Annotated in this window: 19 protein-coding genes; 10 read left to right on the forward strand and 9 right to left on the reverse strand. The window is 70.9% G+C overall.

What is annotated here, in order from left to right; all coding sequences use genetic code 11:
- The first annotated feature begins 64 nt into the window (after positions 1 to 64).
- A complete protein-coding gene (locus AC067Z_RS04955; RefSeq protein WP_478788010.1) occupies positions 65 to 613 on the forward strand; it encodes an acyl-CoA thioesterase in 549 nt (182 codons plus the stop codon).
- 12 nt (positions 614 to 625) lie between these two features.
- On the opposite strand, the gene AC067Z_RS04960 is transcribed toward AC067Z_RS04955, so the two are convergent.
- Positions 626 to 2,098, reverse strand: coding sequence for an LCP family protein (locus tag AC067Z_RS04960; protein ID WP_478788011.1), 1,473 nt, complete (start codon positions 2,096 to 2,098; stop codon positions 626 to 628).
- Between the two features lie 109 nt (positions 2,099 to 2,207).
- On the opposite strand from AC067Z_RS04960, the gene AC067Z_RS04965 reads away from it, so the two are divergent.
- Complete coding sequence (locus AC067Z_RS04965) at positions 2,208 to 3,224, forward strand: glycosyltransferase family 2 protein (protein WP_478788012.1); 1,017 nt, start codon at positions 2,208 to 2,210, stop codon at positions 3,222 to 3,224.
- Positions 3,225 to 3,296: 72 nt separating this feature from the next.
- Here AC067Z_RS04965 and AC067Z_RS04970 read toward each other — a convergent pair whose 3' ends face one another.
- The 4 genes from AC067Z_RS04970 to AC067Z_RS04985 form a co-directional block, all read right to left on the reverse strand.
- Positions 3,297 to 4,997, reverse strand: a complete 1,701-nt coding sequence (locus AC067Z_RS04970; RefSeq protein ID WP_478788013.1) for an LCP family protein — start codon at positions 4,995 to 4,997, stop codon at positions 3,297 to 3,299.
- Between the two features lie 49 nt (positions 4,998 to 5,046).
- Positions 5,047 to 6,801 (reverse strand): LCP family protein, encoded by a 1,755-nt coding sequence (locus tag AC067Z_RS04975; protein ID WP_478788014.1) that lies wholly within the window; start codon positions 6,799 to 6,801, stop codon positions 5,047 to 5,049.
- 246 nt (positions 6,802 to 7,047) lie between these two features.
- Positions 7,048 to 8,640, reverse strand: a complete 1,593-nt coding sequence (locus AC067Z_RS04980) for an LCP family protein (protein WP_478788015.1) — start codon at positions 8,638 to 8,640, stop codon at positions 7,048 to 7,050.
- A 286-nt stretch (positions 8,641 to 8,926) separates the two neighbouring features.
- Positions 8,927 to 9,679, reverse strand: a complete 753-nt coding sequence (locus tag AC067Z_RS04985) for a TIGR03089 family protein (RefSeq protein WP_478788016.1) — start codon at positions 9,677 to 9,679, stop codon at positions 8,927 to 8,929.
- Positions 9,680 to 9,807: 128 nt separating this feature from the next.
- Between AC067Z_RS04985 and AC067Z_RS04990 the strand changes: the two genes are divergently transcribed.
- The 3 genes from AC067Z_RS04990 to AC067Z_RS05000 all read left to right on the forward strand — a co-directional run bounded on the left by AC067Z_RS04990 (position 9,808) and on the right by AC067Z_RS05000 (position 13,357).
- Positions 9,808 to 11,082 carry a peptidoglycan recognition protein family protein gene (locus AC067Z_RS04990; RefSeq protein ID WP_478788017.1) on the forward strand — a complete coding sequence of 425 codons (1,275 nt, stop codon included), beginning with the start codon at positions 9,808 to 9,810 and terminating at the stop codon, positions 11,080 to 11,082.
- Positions 11,083 to 11,223: 141 nt separating this feature from the next.
- Complete coding sequence (gene manB / locus AC067Z_RS04995; protein WP_478788018.1) at positions 11,224 to 12,315, forward strand: mannose-1-phosphate guanylyltransferase; 1,092 nt, start codon at positions 11,224 to 11,226, stop codon at positions 12,313 to 12,315.
- Between the two features lie 46 nt (positions 12,316 to 12,361).
- The gene (locus AC067Z_RS05000; protein ID WP_478788019.1) at positions 12,362 to 13,357 is read left to right on the forward strand and encodes a DNA-3-methyladenine glycosylase family protein; all 996 of its coding nucleotides are present in this window, start codon (positions 12,362 to 12,364) and stop codon (positions 13,355 to 13,357) included.
- 56 nt (positions 13,358 to 13,413) lie between these two features.
- Here the strand turns inward: AC067Z_RS05000 and AC067Z_RS05005 are convergent, their stop codons facing one another.
- From AC067Z_RS05005 to AC067Z_RS05015, 3 genes are all read right to left on the reverse strand, one after another.
- A complete protein-coding gene (locus AC067Z_RS05005) occupies positions 13,414 to 14,712 on the reverse strand; it encodes a coenzyme F420-0:L-glutamate ligase (protein ID WP_478788020.1) in 1,299 nt (432 codons plus the stop codon).
- Positions 14,709 to 15,665 carry a 2-phospho-L-lactate transferase gene (gene cofD / locus AC067Z_RS05010; protein WP_478788021.1) on the reverse strand — a complete coding sequence of 319 codons (957 nt, stop codon included), beginning with the start codon at positions 15,663 to 15,665 and terminating at the stop codon, positions 14,709 to 14,711. Before cofD ends, AC067Z_RS05005 begins: the two co-directional genes overlap by 4 nt.
- A gap of 62 nt (positions 15,666 to 15,727) precedes the next feature.
- Positions 15,728 to 16,228 carry a cysteine dioxygenase gene (locus AC067Z_RS05015; protein ID WP_478788022.1) on the reverse strand — a complete coding sequence of 167 codons (501 nt, stop codon included), beginning with the start codon at positions 16,226 to 16,228 and terminating at the stop codon, positions 15,728 to 15,730.
- Positions 16,229 to 16,900: 672 nt separating this feature from the next.
- On the opposite strand from AC067Z_RS05015, the gene AC067Z_RS05020 reads away from it, so the two are divergent.
- From AC067Z_RS05020 to AC067Z_RS05030, 3 genes are all read left to right on the forward strand, one after another.
- Complete coding sequence (locus AC067Z_RS05020) at positions 16,901 to 17,164, forward strand: WhiB family transcriptional regulator (RefSeq protein ID WP_018846780.1); 264 nt, start codon at positions 16,901 to 16,903, stop codon at positions 17,162 to 17,164.
- A gap of 217 nt (positions 17,165 to 17,381) precedes the next feature.
- Positions 17,382 to 21,119, forward strand: coding sequence for a glycosyltransferase family 2 protein (locus tag AC067Z_RS05025; protein ID WP_478788023.1), 3,738 nt, complete (start codon positions 17,382 to 17,384; stop codon positions 21,117 to 21,119).
- Entirely contained in the window at positions 21,116 to 22,684 is a 1,569-nt protein-coding gene (locus AC067Z_RS05030; protein ID WP_478788024.1) for a DUF5719 family protein, read from the forward strand. Before AC067Z_RS05025 ends, AC067Z_RS05030 begins: the two co-directional genes overlap by 4 nt.
- A gap of 45 nt (positions 22,685 to 22,729) precedes the next feature.
- Here the strand turns inward: AC067Z_RS05030 and AC067Z_RS05035 are convergent, their stop codons facing one another.
- Entirely contained in the window at positions 22,730 to 23,158 is a 429-nt protein-coding gene (locus AC067Z_RS05035; protein WP_478788025.1) for a metallopeptidase family protein, read from the reverse strand.
- A gap of 273 nt (positions 23,159 to 23,431) precedes the next feature.
- On the opposite strand from AC067Z_RS05035, the gene AC067Z_RS05040 reads away from it, so the two are divergent.
- A complete protein-coding gene (locus tag AC067Z_RS05040) occupies positions 23,432 to 23,860 on the forward strand; it encodes a DUF3499 domain-containing protein (protein ID WP_392328680.1) in 429 nt (142 codons plus the stop codon).
- 145 nt (positions 23,861 to 24,005) lie between these two features.
- Positions 24,006 to 25,652: an L-lactate permease gene (locus AC067Z_RS05045; RefSeq protein ID WP_478788026.1), complete on the forward strand. Its 1,647-nt coding sequence runs from the start codon at positions 24,006 to 24,008 to the stop codon at positions 25,650 to 25,652.
- Positions 25,653 to 25,684: the final 32 nt, after the last annotated feature.

Here is a 25,684-nt window from a genome sequence, read left to right on the forward strand (position 1 = left end):
ACCAGCCCTGTAGCGAACCTGATGCAATGCGACCGCCTCGGGGCCCCGGCATATGGTGGACGGCATGACAGATCAGGCCCAGCGCCCGGAGGCTGAAATTCCGGGCAAGCCCACTTCGGCATCACGTACCACCCTCAGCCACATCATGACCGGCAGTGACACGAATCTTCTGGGCACCGTGCACGGTGGCGTGATCATGAAACTGGTGGACGATGCCGCGGGCGCCGTCGCGGGCCGGCACTCCGGCGGCCCGGCGGTCACCGCCTCCATGGACGAGATGGTGTTCCTGGAGCCGGTCAGGGTCGGCGATCTCGTGCATGTGAAGGCTCAGGTCAACTGGACGGGCCGGTCCTCTATGGAGGTCGGCGTGCGCGTCATGGCGGAACGCTGGAACGAGTCGACGCCCGCGCAGCAGGTCGGCTCCGCGTATCTCGTCTTCGCCGCGGTCGACGCGGACGGCAAGCCGCGTCAGGTGCCGCAAGTGATGCCGGAGACCGAGCGGGACCAGCGGCGCTACCAGGAGGCCCAGATCCGGCGCACGCACCGGCTGGCGAGGCGGCGCGCGATCAAGGAACTGCGCGAGAAGCGTGCCGCGGAGGGCATGGGGGACTGAGCACTGCCCTTCCTACGGGCAGACGACCTGGTCGCCCGTGACCGCGCCGAACTCGCCGCGGTGCGGATCCTCCGCCCGCACCGGCGTCACGCCCTTGTAGTCGGACCCGACCATCACTTTCAGCGTCGGCCCCTGCTTGTTCACGGGCCGCATCTCGCAGCCCGGCAGGGCCGCCTGCAGCGACTTCGCCGAGCGGTCCCAACGTGGGTCGTACGTCACATAGGTGCGCCGCACCGTGCCGTTGCCGCCGTTCAGCGGGGTCTGCGTGGTGCGGAATCCGGTGGCGCTCAGGGCCTTGTCCACCCGGTCGCCGAGCCCGTCGGTGCGGGTGCCGTTGTAGACCTGCACACGGACCTGCTGCGGCGCCACGTCGACGAGCGTGGCCCGCGGCCGCTTCGGGTGGTGCGGCGCCAGCGGCTTGTCGTCCCGCAGCAGCTGGAAGAGCTTGTCGGACTTCGCCGTGTCCCACTTCACGGTGGAGCCGATGCCCTTCACCGGATGGCCGACGTCGCCGATGGGCACCGAGGTGAACTCCGAGGAGGCGGTGGTGAAGCGCCGCATCGCCTTGCCGAGCGCGAGCATCTGCTGGGTGCCGAACCCCTTGTCGGCCCGCACCGAATCCAGCATGGTCGTCGACACCTCGCGGAACTTCACCGGATTCAGCAGCACCCCGCTGCTGGTCGCGCGGTCGACGAGGGCAGCCAGGAACCGCTGCTGACGCTGCATCCGCCCGAGGTCGGCCGCCCCGTCGATATGGCGCGAGCGGACGTACTGCAGGGCCTGGCCGCCGTTGAGCTTGTGCGTGCCCACCGGCAGGTCCAGTCCGGTGTACGAGTCCTTCATGGGCCGGACCGTGCAGATCTCCACCCCGCCGACCACGTCCACGGTCCGCATGAAGCTGGTGAAGTCGATCTCCAGATAGTGATCGATCTTCACCTTGGTCATGTGTTCCACGGTCCGTACGGTCAGCCCCGGGCCGCCCTCCGAGAACGCGGCGTTCAGCTTCACCGGGTGCGTCTTGCGGAGCTTCCCCTTGGCGTCCGTGTACTCGGGGATCTCGGCGTAGCTGTCCCGCGGCAGGCTCACCACGCTGGCTCGCTCCCGGTCCTCCGAGATGTGCACCAGCATGATCGTGTCGGTGCAGCGGCAGCCGGTGCCGCCGAGCCTGTACCTCTTCTTCTCCGCAGAGGTGATCTTGTCCCGGCCGTCGGTGCCGACGACGAGGATGTTCATGCCGTGGGTGTCCCCGGGGCGGTTCTTCATGTCGCGGAACGGGTCGACCCGGTCGATGCCGGTGTCCAGGCCGGTGACCACGCCGTGCCCGATCCCGCCGACGCCGAGCACCAGCAACGAGAGAGATGTCACGATCCGCATGCCCCAGCGCGGCCGTTGCGGCACCCGTGGGGCGGGCCGCGTTCCCGGCCGCCGTCTGACCGGCCGCGGCTGGGGCGGGGCCGGGCGGCGGGGGCGGGGCGGTGGGGGCAAGGGAACACCTCCGCGGACGACAGGGGATGCCGAGCACCGTAGGCCCGTCCGATCTGCGACAACGGCCGCCGCGCCTGGGTGTCCCCCGTTCGCGGTAACGTGGCGGGCGATGAACGCCACGCCCGCTGTCTCCGTGATCATGCCGGTCCTCAACGAGGAGCGGCATCTGCGCAACTCGGTCCGTCACATCCTCGAGCAGGAGTACGACGGCGAGATGGAGGTGGTGATCGCGCTCGGGCCGTCCTCGGACCGCACCGACGAGATCGCCGCCGAGCTCGTACGGGAGGACCCGAGGGTCCACACCGTGCCGAACCCGACCGGCCGCACCCCGGCCGCGCTGAACGCTGCCATCAAGGCCTCGCGTCACCCGATCGTGGTGCGCGTCGACGGCCACGGCATGCTCTCGCCGAACTACATCGCGACCGCGGTCCGCCTGCTGGAGGAGACCGGCGCGCAGAACGTCGGCGGCATCATGCATGCCGAGGGCGAGAACGCCTGGGAGGACGCGGTCGCCGCCGCCATGACCTCGAAGGTCGGCGTGGGCAACGCGGCCTTCCACACCGGCGGCGAGGCGGGCCCGGCCGAGACGGTCTACCTCGGTGTCTTCCGCCGCGAGGCCCTGGAGCAGCAGGGCGGGTACAACGTGGAGTTCATCCGTGCCCAGGACTGGGAGCTGAACTTCCGTATCCGCGAGGCCGGCGGGCTGATCTGGTTCTCGCCGGAGCTGAAGGTGCAGTACCGCCCGCGGCCGTCCGTGCGCGCGCTCGCCAAGCAGTACAAGGACTACGGCCGCTGGCGCCATGTCGTCGCGCGTTACCACGCCGGCTCGATCAACCTGCGCTACCTGGCCCCGCCGACCGCCGTGTGCGCCATCGCCGCGGGCATCGTGGCGGGTGTCGCCCTGACCCCTTGGGCACTCGTCGTGCCCGGCGGCTACCTCGCGGCGATCACGGCCGGTTCCGTGCCCGCGGGCAAGGGGCTGCCGCTGAAGGCGCGTCTGCAGATCCCCGTCGCGCTCGCCACGATGCACATGTCGTGGGGATACGGCTTCCTGACGAGCCCGCGTTCGCTGGCGAGGAAGGTCATCGCGAGCCGCCGGCCCGCCGCGAAGACCGCGACCGTCTGACCCTCCGTCCCGTAACGGGACGGCCGGCCCGCCCCCTTCCCGGGGCGGGCCGGCCGTCGTTTCCGCGGATGCTCAGGTGAAACGGTACGGCGCGTAGATCTCCATGCAGGCGTCCTTGTTGTCGCCCATGACCGTCTCGGTGTTCTTCGGCGGTCCCGCGGCAGGCGCGGCCTTGGGGAACGTGTCCCCGGACCGCCAGTCCGCCCCGACGACCAGCGTGACGCCGGAGACGTCCGTCGACTTCTTCACCGCGCTGGTGGGCACCCCCATCGCCTTGGCGACGGAGTGCGCGTCGCCTTCGAGGTCCGCGCTCGGGAAGAGGATCCGGGTGCGCTCCTGCGGATCGAGCGTCCTGTCCGCGTCGGCCAGCGTGAAGCCCTCCTCCGCCAGCAGACCCGCGACCGCATTGGCCCGGCCCTGTGTGGCGGCCTGGCCGACACCGGTGCCGTTGCGGACCATGACGCCGATCTCGGCGCGGTCGGCGGCCGGGTCCTTGGGTGCGGGTGCCGACGTGGGCTTGGAGGTCGCCGCCTTGCCGTCGACGGGTACGTCGTCGCGCAGCAGCTGCCAGAGCTTCTCCGCCTCACCCGGCTCGGGCAGGACGTGGTTGTCCGGATTGTCCGGGTCAGGGATGCGCGGCATGGTGAGCATCGCGATCCGGCTGGTCGGCACGTCCTTGAGAGTCATGCCCAGGTCGAACAGCTTCTTGACCGTGCCGATCTCCTCGGAGACCTGCAGCGACTTGGTCGCGGTCTCGGCCAGGTCCATCAGCCGGCCGGTGTCCGTGAACGCGTTCTGGTCCTTCAGCTTGCGGACGACCGAGTTCATGTACATGTGCTGGGCCTCCGAGCGACCGAAGTCGCTGCCGAAGGCATGGCGGGTGCGCAGCCACTGCAGGGCCTGCTCGCCCTGGATCTCCTTGCTGCCCGCGGTCATCCGCAGCCCGGAGCCGCCGGGCACCCCCGGCTTCGGACCGTCGTACACGTTCTGCAGGACGCAGACCTCGGCGCCGCCGATCGCGTCCGCCATGTCCACCACGCCCGCGAAGTCGACCATCATCCAGTGGTCGATGTAGACGCCGGTGAGTTCCTGCCAGGTGGCGAGGGTGCAGCCGGGACCGCCGCGTGCGAGGGTCGCGTTGATCAGAACCCTGGTCGCGGCGAACTCGTCCCCGGTCTTGGGGTCGGTGCACTTGGGCACGTCGACCTTGGTGTCGCGGGGGATGGAGACCACCGAGGCGTTCTTTCGGTCGGCCGATACGTGCAGCAGCATCTGCACGTCCGCGAGCGGCGGCGAGCCGACATTCTTCTTCGAGCCGCCGAGCTTCAGGTTCTCGGCGGTGTTCCTGCTGTCGGAGCCGATGAGCAGGACGTTGAGCGGTGTCTGGCCCGCGGCGTTCGGCGCGGCCTTCGTCGGTCCTCCGTCGGCCGAACTGCGTTCGCCCTTGCGGATGTTGCTGTTGAGGTGCTGGTAGTACAGGTATCCCGCCCCGGCCGTGCCGAGTATCACCACGGAGACCGTGAGTGCCAACCAGCGCAGTATCCGGCGTCTGCCGCGTTTCGCGCGGCGGCGCGGCGCTCCGTGACGGGAGCCTGAGCCCTCCGCCGCCGTGTCCTTTCCACCCGATCCGGTCGGCTCGTCGTCCGGGGCGGTACGGCTGCCGGGCACACGCCCGGCCTCCTCGCCGTACAGCCCGTCGTCCCAGCCCAGATCGCGGGCGTGCGGTACGCGTTGTCGCCGCGTCCCCTCCCCACGCACGCTGCTGTGTCCCACCCCTAGAACCCCCTGTGTTCAGGCTCTCCCCAAGAGCCGATCTCCGGCGTCACTTGGCGCACACTTGTTTGTCCGCCTCGACCTTCTGCACACCTTCCGGCGCCTTCGCCGGACCGCTGATGGGCACTCCCGCGCCCTTGAAATCGGCGCCGAGGGTCAGCGTCATCGCTTCCAGTCCCTGGGCGTCCTCCGCGCCGGGCTTCAGCGCCGAGGCAGGCAGGCCCATCAGATCCGCGAGCTTGCGGGCCTGGTCGGCCTGGTTCGGCGCGTACTCCAGCTGTGTCTTGGTGACGTCGGCCGGAGCGTTGCCCTTGTTCGTGGACTTCAGAACTCCCTCCGTGTTCTGCAGCCAGTCCAGCGTCTTCTGGGCGGAGCCCGTGGGGCCACCGCCGTTGAACACGTCGACACGCACCTCGGAGGCGTCGGCCCGGGTGCCCTTGAGCAGCTCGGCCTGCTTGTCCTTGGCCGCCTTCTTCTTCTGCTCGACCTCGGTCAGCGAGATGTCGTCGCGGACCATGGCGAACAGGGCGTCGGACTTGGGTGTGTCGAGAACGACGGTCGCCTTGACCTTCTCCGTCGGGTTGTCCAGGACGGGGACCGTGGCGAACGTCAGGTTCTTCGTGTCGAACTTGCCGAGCTCGAGGCCGAGATCGCGGAGCTTTCCTATGTCGTTGATCTTGGAGTCGACGGTCAGGGCCTTGGTGCCCGCCTCCGCCAGCTTGAACAGCTTGGTGGGGCTGGTGAGCGTGTCGTTCGACTTCAGCTTGCGCATCAGCGAACTGAGGAACTGCTGCTGGATCTTGATGCGGTCGAGGTCACCGCCGAAACCCACGGCGTGGCGGGTACGGACGAACGCAAGGGCTTCCTCGCCCTGGATGTTGTGCTCACCGGCCGGCAGGTCGAGCTTGGAGTCCGGGTCGTCGATGTCCTTGGCCAGGCAGATGGGCACACCGTCGACCGCCGAGGTGAGCGTCTTGACGGCGTTGAAGTCGGCCACCATGAAGTGGTCCATCTTCACGCCGGTGATTTCGGTGACCGTCCGCATGGTGCAGCTCGGCGTACGGTCCGACTGTCCGAGGCTCTCGTTGAACCGGGTGTTTCGCGTGCCCGGGATGACCTTGGTGGTGCCGTCCTCCTGCGTGGTCGGACAGTCCGGAATGTCCGTGATGAGGTCTCGCGGAATGCTCATCGCGGTCGCGTTCGTACGGTCCTTGGACACATGCAGGAGCACGGTGGTGTCGGCGTGACCGGGGCTGTTCTTGTCGCCGTACTTCTCGTTGCCCGCGCCGGTGCGCTTGTCGGTGCCGATCAGCAGGACGTTGATCGCCCGGTCCTTGCTGAAGCCGCCGGTGCCCGCGTTGTCGTCGTTTATCGACGTGATGTTCGCGTTCAGGTGCTCGTAGTAGAGGTAGCCCGCACCCGCGGTCGCGATCAGCAGCACCGCGAGCGTGCCGCCGGTCCACCCCAGGACCTTCTTCTTCTTCGACTCGGGCCTGCGCTTGCGGCGGCCGGCCTGGGGCGGGACGCGGCCGCCCGAGGCATCGCCGGCCCGGCGACTGCGCTGGCCGGGCACATCGGAGCCCGGTGCTGCCGTCCTGCTGCGCCGGGCGCCCCCGGTACCCGTCGTGGCGTTCGCGGCTTCAGGGTCACGGCGGGCCCTTCTTGCGCCCGCGGCTCTGGAGGAGGAGGCTGACTGCGGTGCGGATTGATTCAGTCGCAGTTCGTAGTCGCCGGTCTGCGGGTTCAGTACCCACTGGTCGGCGGGGTCGATCTCGTCCGCCCGCCCACGGCTATGTGCATCCACGGTTGCTTGAGTCCTCCGTCGGTGCCACGCGAGGCGCCTCCCCCCGACAGGCGCTCGGTCTTTCGATCCAGCAGTGCGCGACACGGGGTCGGATGCACCGGATCGCGTCACACTATCCGCCCAGTTCAGCGTCGAGCGACGTCCGTGACAAATTCCACGCCCCTTACAAGCGGGCATTCCACCCATTCCAGGTGACCAACCCGTCTCTGTTTGGCCATTGCTTTACTCGCTGCTCAACTCGTAGCCCTACTCACACATGCCGTCGGCCGCGTTGGTGCCGGGGAAGGTCGGGGTCGGCATCGGGCTTCCGGTGACGCCCGCCTCCGGCTTGCCCGTCACGTCCTTGTCCTTCTTCTCGCCCTCGGGAACGACCGTGACCGCGGTGTCCTCGCGCAGCCTGTCGAAGAGTTCACCGGCTTCCGGTTCGACCAGCTCGTCCCGATTCGGGTTGAGATGATAGGGCTGCCGCGGAACCGTCAGGAATTGCACCTTTTCTGTCGGTACATTGCGCAGTGACCGGGTCAGTTCGTACAGGTCCTTCAGTGAGTCGAGCCCCTCGTCCGTGGTGATCGACTTGGTCGCGGCGTCCAGAACCGGGTACAGCCGGGTGGGATTGAGCAGAACGCCGTTGCTCTGCACCTTCTTGACCAGCGCGCCCAGGAACTGCTGCTGACGCTCTATGCGTTCGGTGTCGCTGCCGTTACCCAGCGTCTTCCTCGCCCGTACGAAGCCCAGCGCGTCCTCGCCGCGCAGCGTCTGCCGACCCGTCGGCAGCTTGAGGCGGGCGGCCCGGTCGTCGATCGGCTCGGTCAGACACACCTCGACGCCGTCCACCGCGTCGACCATGTCCTTGAAGCCGCGGAAGTCGACGACCATGTGGTGGTCGATACGGATCCCGGTGAACTTCTCGACGGTACGGATGGTGCAGGCCGCACCACCGAACTGGAACGCCCAGTTGAACTGTGCGATCTGTTCCCTCGTCCTGGTGCCGTCGGATTTGCCGCAGCTCGGAATGGTGACCATCAGATCGCGCGGGATGGACATCGCCGTGACGCTCTGATGGTCCGCCGCGATGTGCAGCAGGATCGTCGTGTCGGAGCGCTGGCTACCGCCCTCGTCCTTGCCGTAGGTGTCGTTGCCCTCGCCCTCACGGGTGTCGGAGCCGAGCAGCAGGATGTTCTGCGCGTCGACGGCGAGCGGTGTGGGGCGCTCCTTCTCGTATGCCTTCAGCTCCGCGGCTGCGGAGGTGTCCGTGGTGATGTTGGCATCGAGCTTGCGGTAGATCCACCAGCCGGCGCCAGCGGCGGCGAGCACGGCGAACGAGGTGCCGAGCGCGGCCCAACGCAGCCAGTGCCGCCTGTGGTTGGCGCCGGCTTCGTCGTTCGGGGCGTCCGCGGCGTCGGCTGGGGCGCCGGCTTCGTCGTTGCCGCTGTCCGTCGTGTCGGAGTGCGCGTTGTCCGGGTCGTCGGGGTGGTCCGTGTCGTTCTCGGCGTCGGGGTTCGGGTCGGGTGTGGTGTCGGCTTCGTCGTTCCCGCTGTCCGCCGTGTCGGAGTGCGCATCGTCCGCATCGTCCGCATCGTCCGTGCCGTCCGTGCCGTCCGTGCCGTCCGTGCCGTCCGTGCCGTCCGTGCCGTCCGTGCCGTCCGTGCCGTCCGTGCCGTCCGTGCCGTCCGCGCCGTCGGTGGCCGTCTCCCGGGCGGCGCCGGTGTCGGTCGCGTCCGTGCCGGCCGTCCGGCCGCCGTCGCCGGAGCCCACGCGAGCCGCCTCAGCCGCTGACGGCTCGGCCCCGTCCTCGCTCGGGCCGTCCGGTTCGGCAGGCGTGCCAGCCTTGTCCGTCACGTGTGCGTCCGTCCTTCATGGCGTCGGCGGCGCGCTGGGTCGCCGATCGCAGGGCTAGACGGCTGAACCTGGCGCTTGGTTGTGTGGGGAAACGCGCTTGTCGCCGATCATCCACCGCAGTTGACGCCCCGACGGGGAGGGCTCGGCCCGCGTGTGCGCCACATGAGTGGACGCCGACGGCTTGTCATACCGCTGCCCCGGCCTGCGCCGCCGTCCCCTCATACCGCTGCCCCGGCCTGCGCCGCCGTCCCCTCACACCGCTGCCCCGGCCTGCGCCGCCGTCCCCTCACACCGCCGTGCCGGTGACCCGCTCGCTCTCGATCCGCTTGGCGAGGCCGTCCTCGGACAACTCGCCCAGGTTTCGGCACAATACGACGGAGCCACCGGCCGCCAGCGGTGCGTACAGCCCGGCGGACAGTCCCTCCCAGGTGTCGTAGCCCAGCCCCGACAGCAGCCGCGACCCCGGCGCGAGCCCGAGCCGCCCGGCGTCCGCGCGCGCCCGCTCGACCAGTTCGGCCCCGGTCAGGGCCGTCCCGCCGACAGCGAGCGCCTCCGCGTCCGGGTCCACGGGCGCGTAGGCGGCGAAACGGTCGCCCTGGCTGGGCACCTCGACCGCGTAGTCGGCGTAGCCGGCGGGAGGGGAGGGAAACCGGCGGCCCAGCGGCGCGAGAGAGAGTGCGATGCGTTCGCCCTTGCAGGCGAGCCCGGCCTCGAACTGCCCGGGCCCGGCCACCACGTGGTCGGCGGCGGCTGGATCGCCACCGACGTCGGCCACGACGCCCACCGACGAACAGGCCAGCAGCCACACCGCGCTCTGCCAGTGCGCAGGAAGCAGCAGAGCGACCCGCTCGCCCGGCTCCGCGGACAGATCACCCTGAAGGAGATTGGCGGTCTTGGCCACCCAATTGGCGAAGGTGGCGACGGACAATTCGACGCGCTCACCGGTGGCATCGTCGTAGAAGGTGACCAAGGGGCGCGCCGGGTCCGCGGCGAGCGCGGATCGCAGCAGGTCGGCAGGGGTACGGTCGCTGGCGTTCACCCGCGCAAGCGTACGCCGCGCATACGCGCGGACGCCGCCGTACCGGTGAACGGTGTCCTCCGGTCGGACCGGTGGACCGTCATTTTTCGAGCAGGCGCACCCGGCGTGCGCGGCACAGGATCTTGTCCATGCGTGGATACCTGGCTTCTTCGATCGGAGTGGCGTGCGCTGCCGCGCTCGCCCTCCCGCTCTCGCTCCCGTCGGGCGCGGCCGCCGTGCCCCCTCGCGCGCCGGACGTTCCCGGCAGTACCCAGTCGCTCCCGCTCGAGCCACTCGGCAAGACCTTCTCGGAACGGTCACTCGGCCGGGCCGCGCAAGGGCTCCCCCGCCAGGAGGTGGATGACTTCTCCCTTGTCGGCCTCGTCTGGGAGGACGAGAAAGCGGAGCTGGACGGCACCGTCGAGGTCCGCACCCGCGACATCGACTCCGGCGAGTGGTCCCAGTGGCTGCAGGTCGAGACCCACAACAGCGATCACGCGGCCGACCGCGGCACCGCCGAGAGCGAGGCGGCCGGCGTGCACGGCTCCACCGCACCTCTGTGGGTCGGTGCGTCCGACGCCGTCGAGGCGCGCGTACAGCAGGCCGTCGACCGGATCAGCCGTCTGCCGGAGGGTATGCGTCTCGAACTCGTCGACCCCGGCGACGACCGGGGCACCAGAGTTACGGGCCCCAAGCCCGTCGCGGAGGGCCGCCCCCCGGCAGCCGGGATGGTGACCCCCGCGCTCAACCGGCAGCAGACGGAAGCCGAAGCGGCGAAGCCGGGCCGTCCGGTCGCAGACCCGGTGAAGGCCAAGCCGTACATCGGCCCCCGACCGGGCATCGTCACCCGCAAGGGGTGGGGCGCCGACGAGACACTCCGGGAGAGGTCCTTCCGCTACACGAAGACGGTGAAGGCCGCGTTCGTGCACCACAGCGCCACCGGCAACAACTACACGTGCGAGCAGGCGCCCTCCGTTCTCCGCAGTATCTACCGCTACCACGTGAAGAGCATGGGCTGGCGGGACATCGGCTACAACTTCGCCGTCGACAAGTGCGGAAACATCTACGAAGGCCGGGCAGGAGGCGTGGCCAACCCGGTGCTCGGCGCCCACACGCTGGGTTTCAACACGAACAGCACGGGCATCGCCGTGCTCGGCACGTACAGTTCCTCCAACCCACCGAAGGCCGCGGTGGATGCCGTGGCCAAGTTGACCGCGTGGAAGCTCGGGCTGCACGGGATCAACCCGAAGGGCAAAGTGACTCTCACCTCCGCAGGGAGCGGCAAGTACGCGAAGGGCAGGAAGGTCGAACTCAACGCCATCTCCGGTCACCGCGACGGATTCGTCACGGACTGCCCCGGTGGCCGTCTCTACGGCAAACTCGGCAGCGCCCGTTCGGCATCGGCCACCTACCAAGGCCGCTGACCCGGGCCCCTGGAACTGTACGCAGGCTGCCGCCCTGCGGCGCATGACGCGCGCCGCAGGGGAGGGGCACAACCCGCACTGCATAAACTGGCCGGTCCAACCAGCGAACGTGCCCGGCCCCACCAGGAAGCAGAGACCGCATTGAACCAGGCCCCAGAAGCGATTCTCCTGGTCGGAGGCAAGGGCACCCGGCTGCGTCCGCTCACCGTCCGCACCCCGAAGCCGATGGTGCCGGCGGCGGGTGTCCCCTTCCTCACCCATCAGCTCGCGCGCGCACGCGCGGCGGGTGTCGAGCACATCGTGCTCGCGACCTCTTATCTGGCCGAGGTCTTCGAGCCGTACTTCGGCGACGGCTCGGCGCTCGGACTGCACCTGGAGTACGTGACCGAGGAGGAACCCCTCGGCACCGGCGGCGCGATCCGCAACGTCGCCTCCCGGCTGCGGTCCGGCCCCGAGGACCCCGTCCTCATCTTCAACGGGGACATCCTCACCGGCCTCGACATCGGCGGCCTGGTCGACACCCACCGCTCGACCGGCGCGGACGTCTCCCTCCACCTCACGCGCGTCGACGACCCGCGTGCCTACGGGCTCGTGCCAACCGATGCCACCGGCCGCGTCACGGCCTTCCTGGAGAAGCCGCAGACGCCCGAGGAGATCGTTACCGACCAGATCAACGCGGGCGCGTACGTGTTCCGCCGCTCGGTCATCGACGCGATCCCGACGGGCCGCCCGGTCTCCGTCGAACGTGAGACCTTCCCCGAACTGCTCGGCTCCGGAGCCCATCTCCAGGGCATGGTCGACTCCACTTACTGGCTGGACCTGGGCACCCCGCACGCCTTCGTGCGCGGCTCGGCCGATCTGGTGCTCGGCCGGGCCCCGTCCCCGGCGGTCCCGGGCCGGCGCGGCGACCGGCTGGTGCTCCCGTCGGCGCAGGTGGCGGCCGGGGCGAAGCTCACCGGCGGCACGGTCGTCGGCGAGGGCGCCGTGATCGGTGAGGACGCCCATGTCGACGGCAGCGCGGTCCTCGCGGGCGCGGTCGTGGAGCGGGGAGCGATGATCTCCGGCTCGCTCGTCGGCGAAGGCGCGCGGATCGGTGCCCGTACGGTGCTGTCCGGCGTGGTCGTGGGCGACGGTGCGGTCGTGGGGGAGGACAACGAACTCCGGGAGGGCGCTCGGGTCTGGTGCGACGCGGTGCTCCCGGCAGGCGCGGTCCGCTTCTCGTCCGATCAGTAGCGACTGGCCTGATTCTCGTCCGACGAGTAGCGACTAGCCTGAGCGCATGGCTGGGCGTTTCGAACCGGGTGTGCGCCGCGCGACCGTGCGCGGCGGCGACACACGCGTACCCGTCGGGATACCGCGTCAGGCTGCCGCCGCCCGCACCCGGCGCTGGACCCCGCCATGGCCCCTCGACCTCGGTCTGGTGCTCGGGCCGCTGCGACGGGGGCCGGCGGATCCGACGTTCCGCACCACCCCGGACGGTTCGGTGTGGCGCGCGGCACGCACGCCCGAGGGCCCCGGCACCCTGCGGGTCGCCCTGCGGGGCGGGGTCGCGGAGGCCGAGGCGTGGGGAGCGGGCGGTGAGTGGCTGCTCGATCGACTGCCCGACCTGCTCGGGGCCTCGGACGAACCGGAGTCGTTCACCCCGCGGCACCGGCTGGTCGCCGCCTCGCGGCACCGCCGCCCCGGCCTGCGGCTGCTGCGCACCGGGCTGGTCATGGAGTCCCTGATCCCGTCGATCCTCGAGCAGAAGATCACGACCGACGAGGCGTACCGGGCCTGGCGCCTGCTGGTGCGTGCGTACGGTGAACCCGCGCCCGGTCCGGACGACCGCCTGTACGTCATGCCGGAGCCGCGTACCTGGGCGATGATCCCGTCCTGGGAATGGCACCGCGCGGGTGTCGACAACAAGCGTGCCTCGACGATCCTGCGCGCGGTGAAGGTGGCGCGACGCCTGGAGGAGGCAGCGGCGATGGCGCCCGAACAGGCCATGGCCCGGCTGGAGTTGATCCCCGGCATCGGCCCGTGGACCTCCGCGGAGACCATCCAGCGCAGCAACGGCGCACCCGACGCGGTGACGGTCGGAGACCTGCACCTGCCCCGGATCGTCGGCCTCGCGCTCGCGGGCGACCGCGACGCGGACGACGCGGCGATGCTGGAGCTCCTGGCCCCCTACGAGGGTCAACGACACCGGGCGGCCCGTCTGATCCTCCTCGCGGGCCGCACCCCGCCGCGCCGTGAACCGAAGATGCGCCGGGTGAACATCGCAAACTGGTAGTCCGCGGTGGTGCCTGGGCATTCGCGGCGGGGCGCCGGCACATCACCCGCCACCCCCTACCGCACCTCGATGAACGCCGACGCCTCCCGCACCCCCCGCGCCGCAGGCGCGGCCGCCGCGTGGCCGATCGCCACCGCGCCCATCGGGTCCCAGTCCGCAGGCAGGGACAGCACCTCGCGCACCACGTCGCGGCAGAACATCGTCGACGACACCCATGCCGAGCCCAGCCGCTCGCCCGCCAGCGCCACGAGGAAGTTCTGCACACCCGCTCCCGCCGCGACCACGAACATCTCGCGCTCCGCCGCGTCCCGGCGCTCGTCGCCGTAGGTGTGCGAGCCGTCCGCCACCAGGCAGGGCACCGCCAGATAGGGGGCCTTTCGCAGCACGTCGCCGCGGCGCACCCGCTTCGCGATCGACTCCTCGGACTTGCCGTCACGTCGCAGGTCGGCGATCCACGCGTCCCGCATCGCGTCCAGCAGGCGCAGCCGCGACGCGGGCGATTCGAGCAGGACGAAGCGCCACGGTGTCGTGTGGTGCGGTGCGGGTGCCGTCACCGCAGCCGCGACCGCGCGCCGCACCGCGCCCCCGTCCACCGGCTCGTCCGTGAACTCCCGGACCGTGCGCCGCAGGGTCACTGCTTCCCGTACGGCCTCCGAGGTGCCGAGGCGGAACATGTCGTCGGTGGCGCCGCGCACCAGTGCCTGTGCGCCCCCGGCTTCGTCGGACACGACGTGGGCCAGTCCGCGCACGACCGCGACCGGCAGGCCGTTCGCCTTGCCCTTCACCAGGTCACCCGCGGCGGCGAGTTCGTCGGCGGTCGCGACCACGGTCGCGTTCAGCGGGTTGCCGTGCGCATCCGTGCCGCCGCGCAGATCGTCCAGGACGCGTACACCTGCCGCGCCGATCGCGACGTCCGTCAGCCCGGTCCGCCAGGGCCTGCCGAAGGTGTCGGTGATGACGACCCCGATGTCGACGCCCAGTTCGTCCCGCAGCCCGGCACGGATCGCCCGCGCCGAGGCGTCGGGGTCCTCGGGCAGCAACAGCACCGTGCCGGCAGGGGTGTTGGAGGCGTCGACCCCGGCCGCGGCCATGACGAGGCCCTGCCGGTTCTCCACGATCCGCAGCGCGCCGCGCCGCGCCACCACGCGTACGGTCTCCGCGTCGATCGCCGCCTCGCGGTCCGACGCCTCGACGATCCGCCCCTCCGCCTTGCTGACGATCTTCGATGTGACCAGCAGGACATCCCCGTCGACGAGCCCGGGGGTCGTCGCGGCGATCAGCTTGGCGAGGTCGTCGCCGGGCCGGATCTCGCCGAGGCCGGGCAGCGCCCAGACACGGTACGACGCCGCGGTCACGCGCGGACCTCCCCGGCAAGCGCCAGCGCCGCACGGGCCATCTCCGCCGTCGCGGCCACGTCCGTCATCATCAGCGGCACAGCGCGGCAGCGGATGCCCGCCGCTTCGACATCGGCGACGGCGGCCTCGTCGACGCTGTCGACGAGCCAGCCGTCGAGGAGCCCGGAGCCGTAGTGCGCCGCCACGGCGGCGGCGGTCGCCTCCACGCCGACGGCCGCGAGGACCTTGTCGGCCATGCCGCGCACGGGCGCGTTCCCGACGATGGGGGAGAGACCGACGACCGGCACGCCGGCCTCGGCGACGGCCTCGCGGATTCCCGGGACGGCCAGGATCGTGCCGATGCTGACGACGGGGTTGGACGGCGGGAAGAGGATCACATCGGCGGAGGCGATGGCCTCCAGGACGCCGGGCGCGGGCTTGGCCTGGTCCGCGCCGACCGGCACGACGGCCTCGGCGGCCACGGACGCCCGCAGCTTCACCCAGTACTCCTGGAAGTGGACGACCTTGCGCTCGCCGTCGAGCGTGACGGCGACATGTGTCTCGACCCGGTCGTCGGACATCGGCAGCAGCCGTACGCCGGGGTTCCACCGGTCGCACAGCGCCTCGGTCACCGCGCTGAGCGGATAGCCGGCGCCGAGCATCTGGGTGCGGACGATATGGGTGGCGAAGTCGCGGTCGCCGAGCCCGAACCATTCGGGTCCGACGCCGTACGCCGCCAGTTCGCTCTTGACCTGGAACGTCTCGTCCGCACGCCCCCAGCCCTGCTCTTCGTCGATGCCACCGCCGAGGGTGTACATCACGGTGTCGAGGTCGGGGCACACCTTCAGCCCGAACAGATGGATGTCGTCACCGGTGTTGCCGATCACCGTGACGTCCGCCTCGGGGGCAGCCTGCTTGAGGCCGCGGAGGAAACGGGCGCCGCCGATACCGCCGGCCAGAACCACAATGCGCATGCACCCATCCTTGCAGGCGCCTGTGACGGGGTTGACCTCGTGTCAGCGCAGTGGCCGGACGGTCAGGCCGGTACGGCGCCGGTCTCCTGTGTGCAGTGCACGGCGCTGTGCATCGGCATCTCGGTCAGACCCGGGTAGTAGACGTGCAGGCTGACGGCCGGTTCGAGGGAGTCGTTGGTCACCTCGTGCGCGTAGCCGGGTGCGAAGACGCGCTGGGAGCCGGCGTCCAGCGCCCGCTGACCGCGTTCGGTGCGCTCGGTCAGTGCGCCCTCGAGGACGGTGAGGACACCGGAGGACGCTCCGTGCCCGTGCAGTCCGCTGCCCTGGCCGGGGACCCAGCTGAGCAGCCAGACCTCGTAGCCGGGGCCGGTCTGCAGCCGGTGGTACCAGCGCGAGGTGGCGTCGTACTGGACGAGGTGCTGCCAGCGCGCGCGGTCGGCGGCGATGGAGCGGGCGAGGCCGGCGAACTCGGCCACGGTGGCCGGGTGCTCACGGGCGGGCTGGAGCAGGTGCTGTACGGCGAGAATGTCGCCGGCGATCGAGAGGTCGCTGTCGCTGTTCATGGTGCGGGGGTTCCTCGGCGCTGAGTGCTGGGGTGTCGCAGAGCAGGCAGTGCGGGCGATGCAGGCATGCGGGGAATGCGAGAAGAAGCTGGAGCTCGGTGGCATCAACAGCTGGAACAGCAACAGCAACAGCGCGCCTGGACAGCACTGCGGAACCCGCGGTGGCGGGTCGCGAGGGGTGCTGAGGTCGCTGGCATGGGATCAAAGGTGACGGTTCCCCTTCCCGACTGTCAACCCAATGACCGATTTGGCGGCAATGTTTCACTACTTCCGGTTACCCCGAACGGAGAAAGGTTTGTGCAGCCGCGACCTGGGAGAGATGCGCCAGCAACCGTGCTCACAAACGCTGTTGATCCGCCGTGACCGTACTGTGATCCGGATCGCTTCGATGGCTTGATCGCAACAGGATCGATGTTTGTGACGTCTCCCTCTGTGAGGCCCGCGTGGGGTTCGTGGGGGAGGGGTGTGCGGAGCAGGCCGCTGGCATGTGTCAGGTTTTTGGTGATTTGAACACTTTCCGCATAGCCTTGGTTCCGCAGAGTGAATACCGGGCCCAATAGCAGATCTTGGCTTGACGGGTCTGGAGCACACACTTGTAATTTCACTCGTGTCGTTCGGCCGAAAACGATCGCGGCAACATCACGGGGACGCAAAGACAGACGAGGGGCGCACATGACCGAGCTGTTCCAACAACTGCTGGTCGAGGACGCGGACGAGGAACTCGGCTGGCAGGAGCGCGCGTTGTGCGCCCAGACCGATCCCGAGTCCTTCTTCCCCGAGAAGGGCGGTTCCACCCGGGAGGCCAAGAAGGTCTGCCTCGCGTGCGAGGTCCGCTCCGAATGTCTCGAGTACGCCCTCAACAACGATGAGCGCTTCGGTATCTGGGGCGGCCTCTCCGAACGGGAGCGGCGCCGGCTCAAGAAGGCCGCGGTCTGACGGCCCCGCCCGCATCCCGTGCGGAACACCAACCGGAACGCTTCCCGGGCCCCTGTCCGGCGAAAAAGTACAACTGCAGACATAACCAACGGTCCGCCGCCTGAGTCTTGTACACAGGCGGCGGACCGCTCGTATGTCAGCCGTTAGTGTGGGGCCCCGTCCGTGACGCACCAACGCCCCTTCGGGGCGACCCCCCGGCCGGAGGGCCCGTACCTCGATGTCCCCCACCACAGCCGCGTTCGTTCCGGCGCATGCGCCCGAGTTCCCCCGGCACGTCGTCACCGCCGTGCTCGTCTCCCACGACGGCGCGCGCTGGCTGCCCGACGCCCTCGCCGGCCTGACCGGCCAGGAACGCCCCGTTCAGAACGCCGTGGCCGCCGACACCGGCAGCGCCGACGAGTCGGCCCAGCTGCTCACCGACGCCCTCGGGGCCGAACGAGTTCTGCATCTCGCGCGCCGCACCGGCTTCGGCACGGCCGTCGACGAGGCCGCCCGCACCGCGAGCGAGCTGACCCCCGACGACCTGCCCTATCTGAAGCGGCCCAGCGGCTGGGACCCGGTCACCAGGACCTGGCGCGACGAGACCTACGACATGCCGGAACTGCCGCACGGCGAACCCGTCCAGTGGCTGTGGCTCCTCCACGACGACTGCGCGCCCGAGCCCACCGCGCTCGCCGAACTCCTGCGCGTCGCCGACTCCGACTCCTACGCCGCGATCGTCGGCCCCAAGCTGCGCGGCTGGTACGACCGCAAGCAGCTCCTCGAGACGGGCGTCTCCATCGCCAACAGCGGCCGCCGCTGGACCGGACTGGACCGTCGCGAGCAGGACCAGGGCCAGCACGACCAGGTCCGCTCCGTGCTGTCCGTCTCCTCCGCCGGAATGCTCATCCGCCGCGACGTCTACGAGGAGCTCGGCGGCTTCGACCGCAGGCTGCCGCTCATGCGTGACGACGTCGACCTGTGCTGGCGCGCCCACTCCGCCGGTCACCGGGTCCTCGTCGCCCCCGACGCCGTCCTGCGGCACGCTGAGGCCGCCGCACGCGAGCGGCGTACGGTCGACTGCGCCGGCCGCTCCGTCGCCAGCCCGCACCGGGTCGACAAGGCGGGTGCCGTCTACACCCTGCTGACCAACGCGCGGGGCGTCGCGCTGCCCTGGGTCCTGCTGCGTGTCGTCCTCGGCACCCTGCTGCGCACCCTCGCCTATCTCGTCGGCAAGGTGCCCGGACAGGCCGTCGACGAGGTCATGGGGCTCTTCGGCGTACTGCTGCGGCCCGAGCGCATTCTGGCGGGCCGCCGCAGACGATCCCGGCGCGCGGTCGACGCGAGAGAGCTGCGGCCGCTGTTCCCGCCGCCCGGCGCGACCGTCCGTGCCACCGTCGAGCAGGTCGTGTCCAACGTCGGCGGCTCGGACGCCGACTCCGGCGGCTCACGGCACGGCGCCGTCGAGTCCGGGCCGGGCGGCGACGACGCCGAGTTCCTGGAGATCGAGCAGTTCGCCCGGCTGAAGAAGATCGCCCGCAAGCCGGGGCCGGTCCTCTTCGCCGTCCTGCTCCTCGTCTCCCTGGTCGCCTGCCGCGGACTGTTCGGCGGCGGTGCGCTCGCGGGCGGCGCCCTGCTGCCCGCGCCCGACGACATCTCCGAGCTGTGGAGCCGTTACGCCGACAGCTGGCACGCAGTCGGCACGGGCGGCACCCAGACGGCGCCCCCGTACCTCGCCGTGCTCGCGGTCCTGTCCGCACTGTTCCTCGGCTCCACCGGCCTCGCGCTGACCGTGCTGCTGGTCTGCTCGGTCCCGCTCGCCGGCCTCACCGCGTACTTCGCCTCCCGGCCCGTCGTCGGGTCCCGGCTGCTGCGCGCCTGGGCGAGCATCGCGTACGCCTTCCTGCCCGCCGCCACCGGCGCGCTCGCCACCGGCCGTCTCGGTACCGCGGTCCTCGCGATCGTGCTGCCGCTCCTCGCCCGTGCCGCCGTCGCCGCGCACGGGCTGCGGGCCAAGGGCTCCGCACGCGGCAGCTGGCGGGCCACCTGGGCGTACGCCCTGCTGCTCACGTTCGCCATGGCGTTCACCCCCGTCGTCTGGCTGCTGGCCGTGGTCACCGGCATCGCGGTCCTCGTCCTGCGCCGCGACGACATCACCGCCTACGCGCTGCGATTCCTCGCGGCCGTCGGCACCCCGGTCCTCGTCCTCGCGCCCTGGTCGCTGTCGCTGCTCACCGGACCCTCGGGGTTCTTCCGTGAGGCCGGCCTCGCCTACGGCAGCGGTTCGGCCGACGCGCTCGACCTGCTCGGCTCCAGCCCCGGCGGCTCCGGTGCCGTCAGCGGGATCCTGATGCTCGGCGTCGTGCTCGCCGCGCTCGCCGCCCTGCTGCGGGGAGAGCGGCAGTTCGCGATCCGCGCATCCTGGGCCGTCGCCCTCGTGGCGCTCTTCTTCGCGGCCCTGACCAACGGCTCCGGCTGGGCCGGGCCCGCCACGCTCGTCTACGGCATCGCGCTGCTGTCCGCGGCCGTGCTGGGCGCCGAGGGCGGCCGCACGCGCGTCGCCGCCCAGAACTTCGGCTGGCGCCAGCCCGTGGCCGTCCTCGTCGCGTTCGCCGCCGCGCTGGCACCCGTCGTCGCCGCGGCGAACTGGATGATCGACGGCGCGGCCGGCCCGCTCACGCGCCGCGACCCCGTCCAGGTGCCCGCATTCGTCGCGGAGGAGAGCGTCACCCGCGACCAGCCCCGCACCCTCGTCCTCGGCGGCACCTCGGCCGCCAAGGTCTCCTACACCCTGGTCCGCGGCTCCGGCGGGCGGCTCGGTGACGCCGAGCTCGCCGAGTCCGGCGGCAGCGACGCCCGTCTCGACAAGGTCGTCGCCAATCTGGTCGCGGGCTCCGGCGCCGACCAGACCAACCAGCTCAGCGGCTACGCGATCCGCTACGTCCTGGTGCGCGACGGAGTGCCCCGCCAGACCAGCCGCGTCCTCGACGCCACCCCCGGACTGAGCCGCCTCAGCCAGCTCGACGGCAGTGCCCTGTGGCGGGTCGACCGCCAGGTCGCCCGCGCCACGATCGTCAGCGGCACGGGCGACCCGTTGCCCGTCGCCTCCGACGCCGTCGAGGCGCACGCCGAGATCCCGGCGGGCGCTGCCGGCCGCACCCTGCGCATCGCGGACAACGCCGCCGACGGCTGGCAGGCCACTCTGGACGGCCGGACGCTGCCGAAGACGACCGTCGACGGCTGGGCGCAGGGCTTCGAACTGCCCGCAGACGGCGGTCGGCTGGACCTGACCTACGAGGACCCGGCCACCCACACCGGGTGGATCTGGGCGCAGGCGTTCCTCGCGCTCGTCCTGGTGGTGCTCGCGCTGCCCGGCCGGCGGCGCGAGATCGACGACGACCTGCCGGAGGCGGAGGCCGTCGTGCCGGTGCAGCCGGAGGCGGGCGAGGGACGCCGGGCCCGCAGACTGCGTGCACAGGCCGACGCGGAGGCGGCGACGCAGGAGAGCGCGCCCGACCCCGATCCGTACGCCCAACAGCCCGGATCCCAGGACGCCTTCGCCGCATCCGAGGACGAACAGGCCGCGCAGTACGCCTCCGTGCCCCAACAGCAGTACGGCGATTGGGACGGCCGCGCCGACTACTCGGACGGCGGCTACGGGTACGGCGGCGAGCAGTACCAGGGCGGTCGGTACGCCGCGGAGCAGCCTTACGCCACGGATCAGCCGTACCCCGCGGAGCAGCCCTACGGCGCCGAACAGCCCTACGGCGCCGAACAGCCCTACGACAGCGCGCAGTACCCGCAACAGGGCTACCAGGGCGATCCGTACCAGGCTGCGCCCTACGACAACACGCAGTACCCGCAGGACGGTAGTGGCTACGACTCCTACGGATACGGCGATCAGTACCCCGACGGCGGCCCGTACCCGGAGCCGCCGGCCCAGGCCCCCGGCACGACGCGAGGCGAGTCAGAGTGAACCGCACGACCATCTCCCTGATCGCGGCCGCCACCGCCCTCGCCGCTGTCACCGGGTTCGCCTCGCTGATCGCCCCGGGCGGTGGTGACGCGACGCAGGACAAGGCGGCGGTGCGGCTGCCCGTCGAGCGCTCCAGCCTGCTGTGCCCGGCGCCGGGAAGCTCCGAGCTCGCGGAGACGCAGTACACGTCCTTCACCCCTGCGGGGGAGAAGGGCGAGAGCCGGAAGGGCGACGACGCGGAGCCGGATGCGGCCGAACTGCGGGCCACCGCATCCGTGTTGGCGGACCCGGACGCCGCCACGGCCAAGGACGGCGACAAGGCGAAGAAGGGCAAGGCCGGCAGCGACAAGAAGAAGCCCGTCCCCGACAAGGCCGTTGTCGCCCTGAAGGAGCCCGGCAAACCCGTCTCGGCCGAGGCGAACGGCGGGGACGCCCCTGCCCTTGTCGGCACGGCCACCGGTTTGCTGGCGCCCGGCTGGACCGCCCAGCAGACGACGGCGATCGCGGCCGGCAGCGGCCGCGGGCTGCTCGGTGTCAGCTGCACCGCACCCGACACCGACCTCTGGTTCCCGGGCGCCTCGCTCGCGGAGGGCCGTCAGGACTACGTGCACCTCACCAACCCGGACGACAGCAGCGCCCTCGTCGACATCGAGATCCACGGCAAGGACGGCGTGCTCAAGAGCACGCTGACGGACGGCATTCCGGTGCCGGCCGGCTCCAGCGTTCCCGTACTGCTCTCAACCCTCACCGCCGACAAGGCGGAGGACGTCACGGTCCATGTCACCACCCGTACGGGCCGCGTGGGCGCGGTCGTTCGCGCCGCCGACGAGACCGAGGGAAGCGACTGGCTCGCCGCGTCCGCGGACGCGGCGCCGACGGCGGTGCTGCCGGGTGTCCCGTCGGACGCCACGTCGGTGCAGCTGGTGGCCTTCGCGCCGGGCGAGGACGACGCCGACCTGAAGATCCAACTCGCGGGCGCGACCGGCACGATCACCCCCGCCGGGCACGAGACCCTGCATGTGAAGTCCGGGATGACGGCGAGTGTCGATCTCGCGGACATCACCAAGGGCGAAGCCGGTTCGCTGATCCTCAGCCCTGCCCAGAGCGGCCGGGGCACCCCTGTCGTGGCTGGGCTGCGCGTGGTGCGCGGAAAGGGCGCGAAGAAGGAGACCGCGTTCATCCCCGCCGCCGCGCCGGTGGGTGAGCGGTCGTCCGTTGCCGACAACCGGGCCAAGGGGGCGGTGCTTTCGCTCGCCGCGCCGGGAGGGGCGGCCGAGGTGAGAGTGACCGCATCGGCAGGCACGGGGGCGGGCGAGCGGGTTGCCAAGACCTACAAGGTGAAGGCCGGTACGACGCTGGCGATCACTCCGCCGGTGCCGGCCGGGCTGAAGGGCTCGTACGCGCTGACCGTCGAAACCGTGTCCGGTGGTCCGGTGCACGCGTCGCGGATGCTGGAGATCGCGGATGACGGCATTCCGATGTTCACCGTGCAGAACCTGCCGGACGACCGCGGGACGGTGGCGGTGCCGCAGGCAGAGCAGGATCTCTCGGTACTCGACGACTGACCGTCACGGACCGGGGCCGCGCGCCCGCCGGCAGTGACGCGGCGGTCAGTCCTGCCCGTAGCGCGGGTCGACCGTCTCCGGTGAGAGTCCCAACAGCTCGGCCACCTGCTCGACGACCACTTCGTGCACCAGCAGCGCCCGTTCGTCGCGGTTCTTCGTCCTGATCTCGATGGGCCGACGGTAGATCAAGATCCGTGCGGGCCGGTCCTTCGCCGCGGGAACGACGCCACCCAGTGGTACCGATTCGTCCGGTGCGCCCGGCACTTCCAGTGTCAGGAAGTCGACGTCGGCCAGCTGCGGCCAGCGCCGCTCCAGCCGTTCCACCGAGTCCTGCACCAGATCGCGGAAGGTCTCGGAGCGGCTGACGGAGAGCGGTACCTGGGGTGGTGCCACGGGCCCGCGCATGCCCCGGCCGTGGCGGTCGCGGCGGCGCGGTCTCGGCTCGGTCGGGCGGGGCGGTACAGGACTGTCCATCACTGACGCAGGGTAACTCTCCGGCGCGAGCCGCGATCGCCGGCGAGCCCCCGGCTGACCTCATGTCGCCAAATGAGCATTCCGGCCAACGTTGGGCTCGATTGCTCGCCTCCGGCGATCGGTGATCACATGGCGATTGACATTATTCACCCCAAGTCATGACCGGCTCACGTGTGGCAGTCGCCTGTGTGGTTCTCTTTCCGTGCAGGTCAGGCCAGTTGCCGGAACTGCCGTTTTGTCGGATGTCACACCACGACACGGGGGAGTGACCTGGTGGAGAGTCGTCGCAGCCCGCTCAAGAGTGCGGTACCGTCCAACGTCGTGAGCCCTGTACGTCGCTGTTCGCGCACCGCGTGCGGCCGCCCCGCCGTCGCGACACTGACGTACGTCTATGCCGATTCGACCGCGGTCCTCGGCCCGCTCGCCACCTATGCCGAGCCCCACTGCTACGACCTGTGCGCGGAGCACAGTGAGCGGCTGACCGCGCCGCGCGGCTGGGAGGTCGTTCGGCTCACCGACGGTTCCGCCCCCGCCCGCCCCAGCGGCGACGATCTCGAGGCGCTGGCGAATGCGGTGCGAGAGGCCGCGCGCCCCCAGGGGCGTACCGCGGAGGCGGGCGGCCAGGGCGGCCGCCGGTCGGCGGACCCGATGGAGGTCGCGCGCCGCGGTCATCTGCGGGTGCTGCGCTCGCCGGACAACTGAGCCCCCGTCCCCGCGGGCCCCGGGCCTTTCATTGAATCCTGTACGGAATCACGTACGGACCATTGACCTCCGCTTGTCGCGGACACGACGATTCTTTCATTCGTGAGAGATCGCTTTCCGCATCGCGGAAACCGGAGGTTCTGTCGTGTCCGTCCAGGCTGATTCCGTTCAGGCGGCGTTCGTTCAGGAGCTGGAACCCGTCGCCGGTTCGCTCGCCCTCTCCGCCCTTTGTGCCGCCCTCCCCCTCGTCACCGTGCTCGTACTGCTCGGCGCCGTCCGTGTGCGGGCCCACCGCGCCGGACTCGTCGGCCTCGCCGTCGCCGCCGTTGTCGCCTGGCTCGCCTACGGCATGCCCGTCGGCCAGACCCTCTCGGCCGGTGCCCAGGGCGTCCTCTTCGGCCTCTTCCCCATCATGTGGATCGTCGTCAACGCCCTGTGGGTGTACCGGATGACGGTGCGCACCGAACACTTCGACATCCTGCGGCGCTCCTTCGGCAGACTCTCCGACGACCCGCGCATCCAGGCCCTCGTGATCGCCTTCTGCTTCGGCGCACTGCTCGAGGCACTCGCCGGATTCGGCGCACCCGTCGCCATCTCCGCGGTCATGCTCGTCGCCCTCGGCTTCGACCCCGTCAAGGCCGCCGTCGTCGCGCTCGTCGCCAACACCGCACCCGTCGCCTTCGGCGCCATGGGTACCCCCGTGGTCACGCTTGCCCAGGTCACCGGCCTGCCGCTGGACTCCGTCGCCTCCGTCGTCGGCCGGCAGACCCCGCTGCTCGCGGTTGTCGTACCGCTCGTCCTGGTCGGCCTCGTCGACGGGCGGCGCGGTCTCAAGGAAACCTGGGTGCCCGCGCTCGCGTGCGGACTCGCCTTCGGTGCCGCCCAGTTCGCGGCGTCGAACTACGTCTCCGCCCAACTCGCCGACATCGCCGCCGCCTTGGTGGGTGCCGCCGCGCTCGTCGCCGTTCCCGGTGCGCGCAAGCCCGCCGAGGAGCCCGTACGCGCCGCGGTGCTCACCGGAGTCCGGAGCGAGGACCTGGACCGCGAGGACCCGCGGCGCGAAGTGCTGCGTGCCTACGCGCCGTACGCCCTGATCGTGGCGATCTTCTCCCTCGCCCAGCTGCCACCCGTGAAACGCGTACTGGCCGAGGCCACCCGCACCTTCGACTGGCCCTTCCTCGACGTGGTGAACCCGGACGGGGAGCCGGTCGGTGCGAACGCCTTCTCGCTGCCCCTGGTGGCCACCGGCGGCACGCTGGCCCTGCTGGCGGGTGTCGTCACCGCGGCAGTCCTCGGCGTACGGGCGAAGGACGCGCTGCGCGAATGGGCGGCGACCGTGCACGAACTGCGGTACGCCATCCTCACCGTGACCTCCGTGCTCGCCCTCGCCTACGTGATGAACCTGTCCGGACAGGCCGCCACCATCGGCCACTTCGTCGCCGCCGCGGGCGCCGGACTCGCGTTTCTGTCGCCCGTGCTCGGCTGGTTCGGTGTAGCCGCGTCCGGCTCGGACACCTCGGCCAATGCCCTGTTCGGCGCCCTCCAGGTCACCGCGGCACGCGAGTCGGGTCTCTCGCCGGAGCTGCTCGCTGCCGCGAACAGCTCCGGCGGCGTCCTCGGCAAGATGATCTCCCCGCAGAACCTGACGATCGCCTGCGCCGCCGTCGGACTCGCGGGAAAGGAGGGAGACCTGCTGCGCAAGGTGCTGCCGTGGAGTCTGGGGCTGCTGCTGGTGATGTGCCTGGTGGTGACGGCGCAGAGCACGGCGGTGCTGGGCTGGATGCTGCCGTAGGGCGTTTCTCCTGCGCCGGGCCACGAACCGGG

The sequence above is a fragment of the Streptomyces sp. NPDC043812 genome (genome assembly GCF_056436245.1).

What these genes read in the sequence shown, in the direction of transcription:
- AC067Z_RS04955 (WP_478788010.1), top strand. Translation starts at nt 65, where the DNA reads ATGACAGATCAGGCCCAGCGCCCGGAGGCTGAAATTCCGGGCAAGCCC.
- AC067Z_RS04965 (WP_478788012.1), top strand. Translation starts at nt 2,208, where the DNA reads ATGAACGCCACGCCCGCTGTCTCCGTGATCATGCCGGTCCTCAACGAG.
- AC067Z_RS04990 (WP_478788017.1), top strand. Translation starts at nt 9,808, where the DNA reads ATGCGTGGATACCTGGCTTCTTCGATCGGAGTGGCGTGCGCTGCCGCG.
- AC067Z_RS05000 (WP_478788019.1), top strand. Translation starts at nt 12,362, where the DNA reads ATGGCTGGGCGTTTCGAACCGGGTGTGCGCCGCGCGACCGTGCGCGGC.
- cofD (WP_478788021.1), bottom strand. Translation starts at nt 15,665, where the DNA reads ATGCGCATTGTGGTTCTGGCCGGCGGTATCGGCGGCGCCCGTTTCCTC.
- AC067Z_RS05015 (WP_478788022.1), bottom strand. Translation starts at nt 16,228, where the DNA reads ATGAACAGCGACAGCGACCTCTCGATCGCCGGCGACATTCTCGCCGTA.
- AC067Z_RS05020 (WP_018846780.1), top strand. Translation starts at nt 16,901, where the DNA reads ATGACCGAGCTGTTCCAACAACTGCTGGTCGAGGACGCGGACGAGGAA.
- AC067Z_RS05025 (WP_478788023.1), top strand. Translation starts at nt 17,382, where the DNA reads ATGTCCCCCACCACAGCCGCGTTCGTTCCGGCGCATGCGCCCGAGTTC.
- AC067Z_RS05035 (WP_478788025.1), bottom strand. Translation starts at nt 23,158, where the DNA reads ATGGACAGTCCTGTACCGCCCCGCCCGACCGAGCCGAGACCGCGCCGC.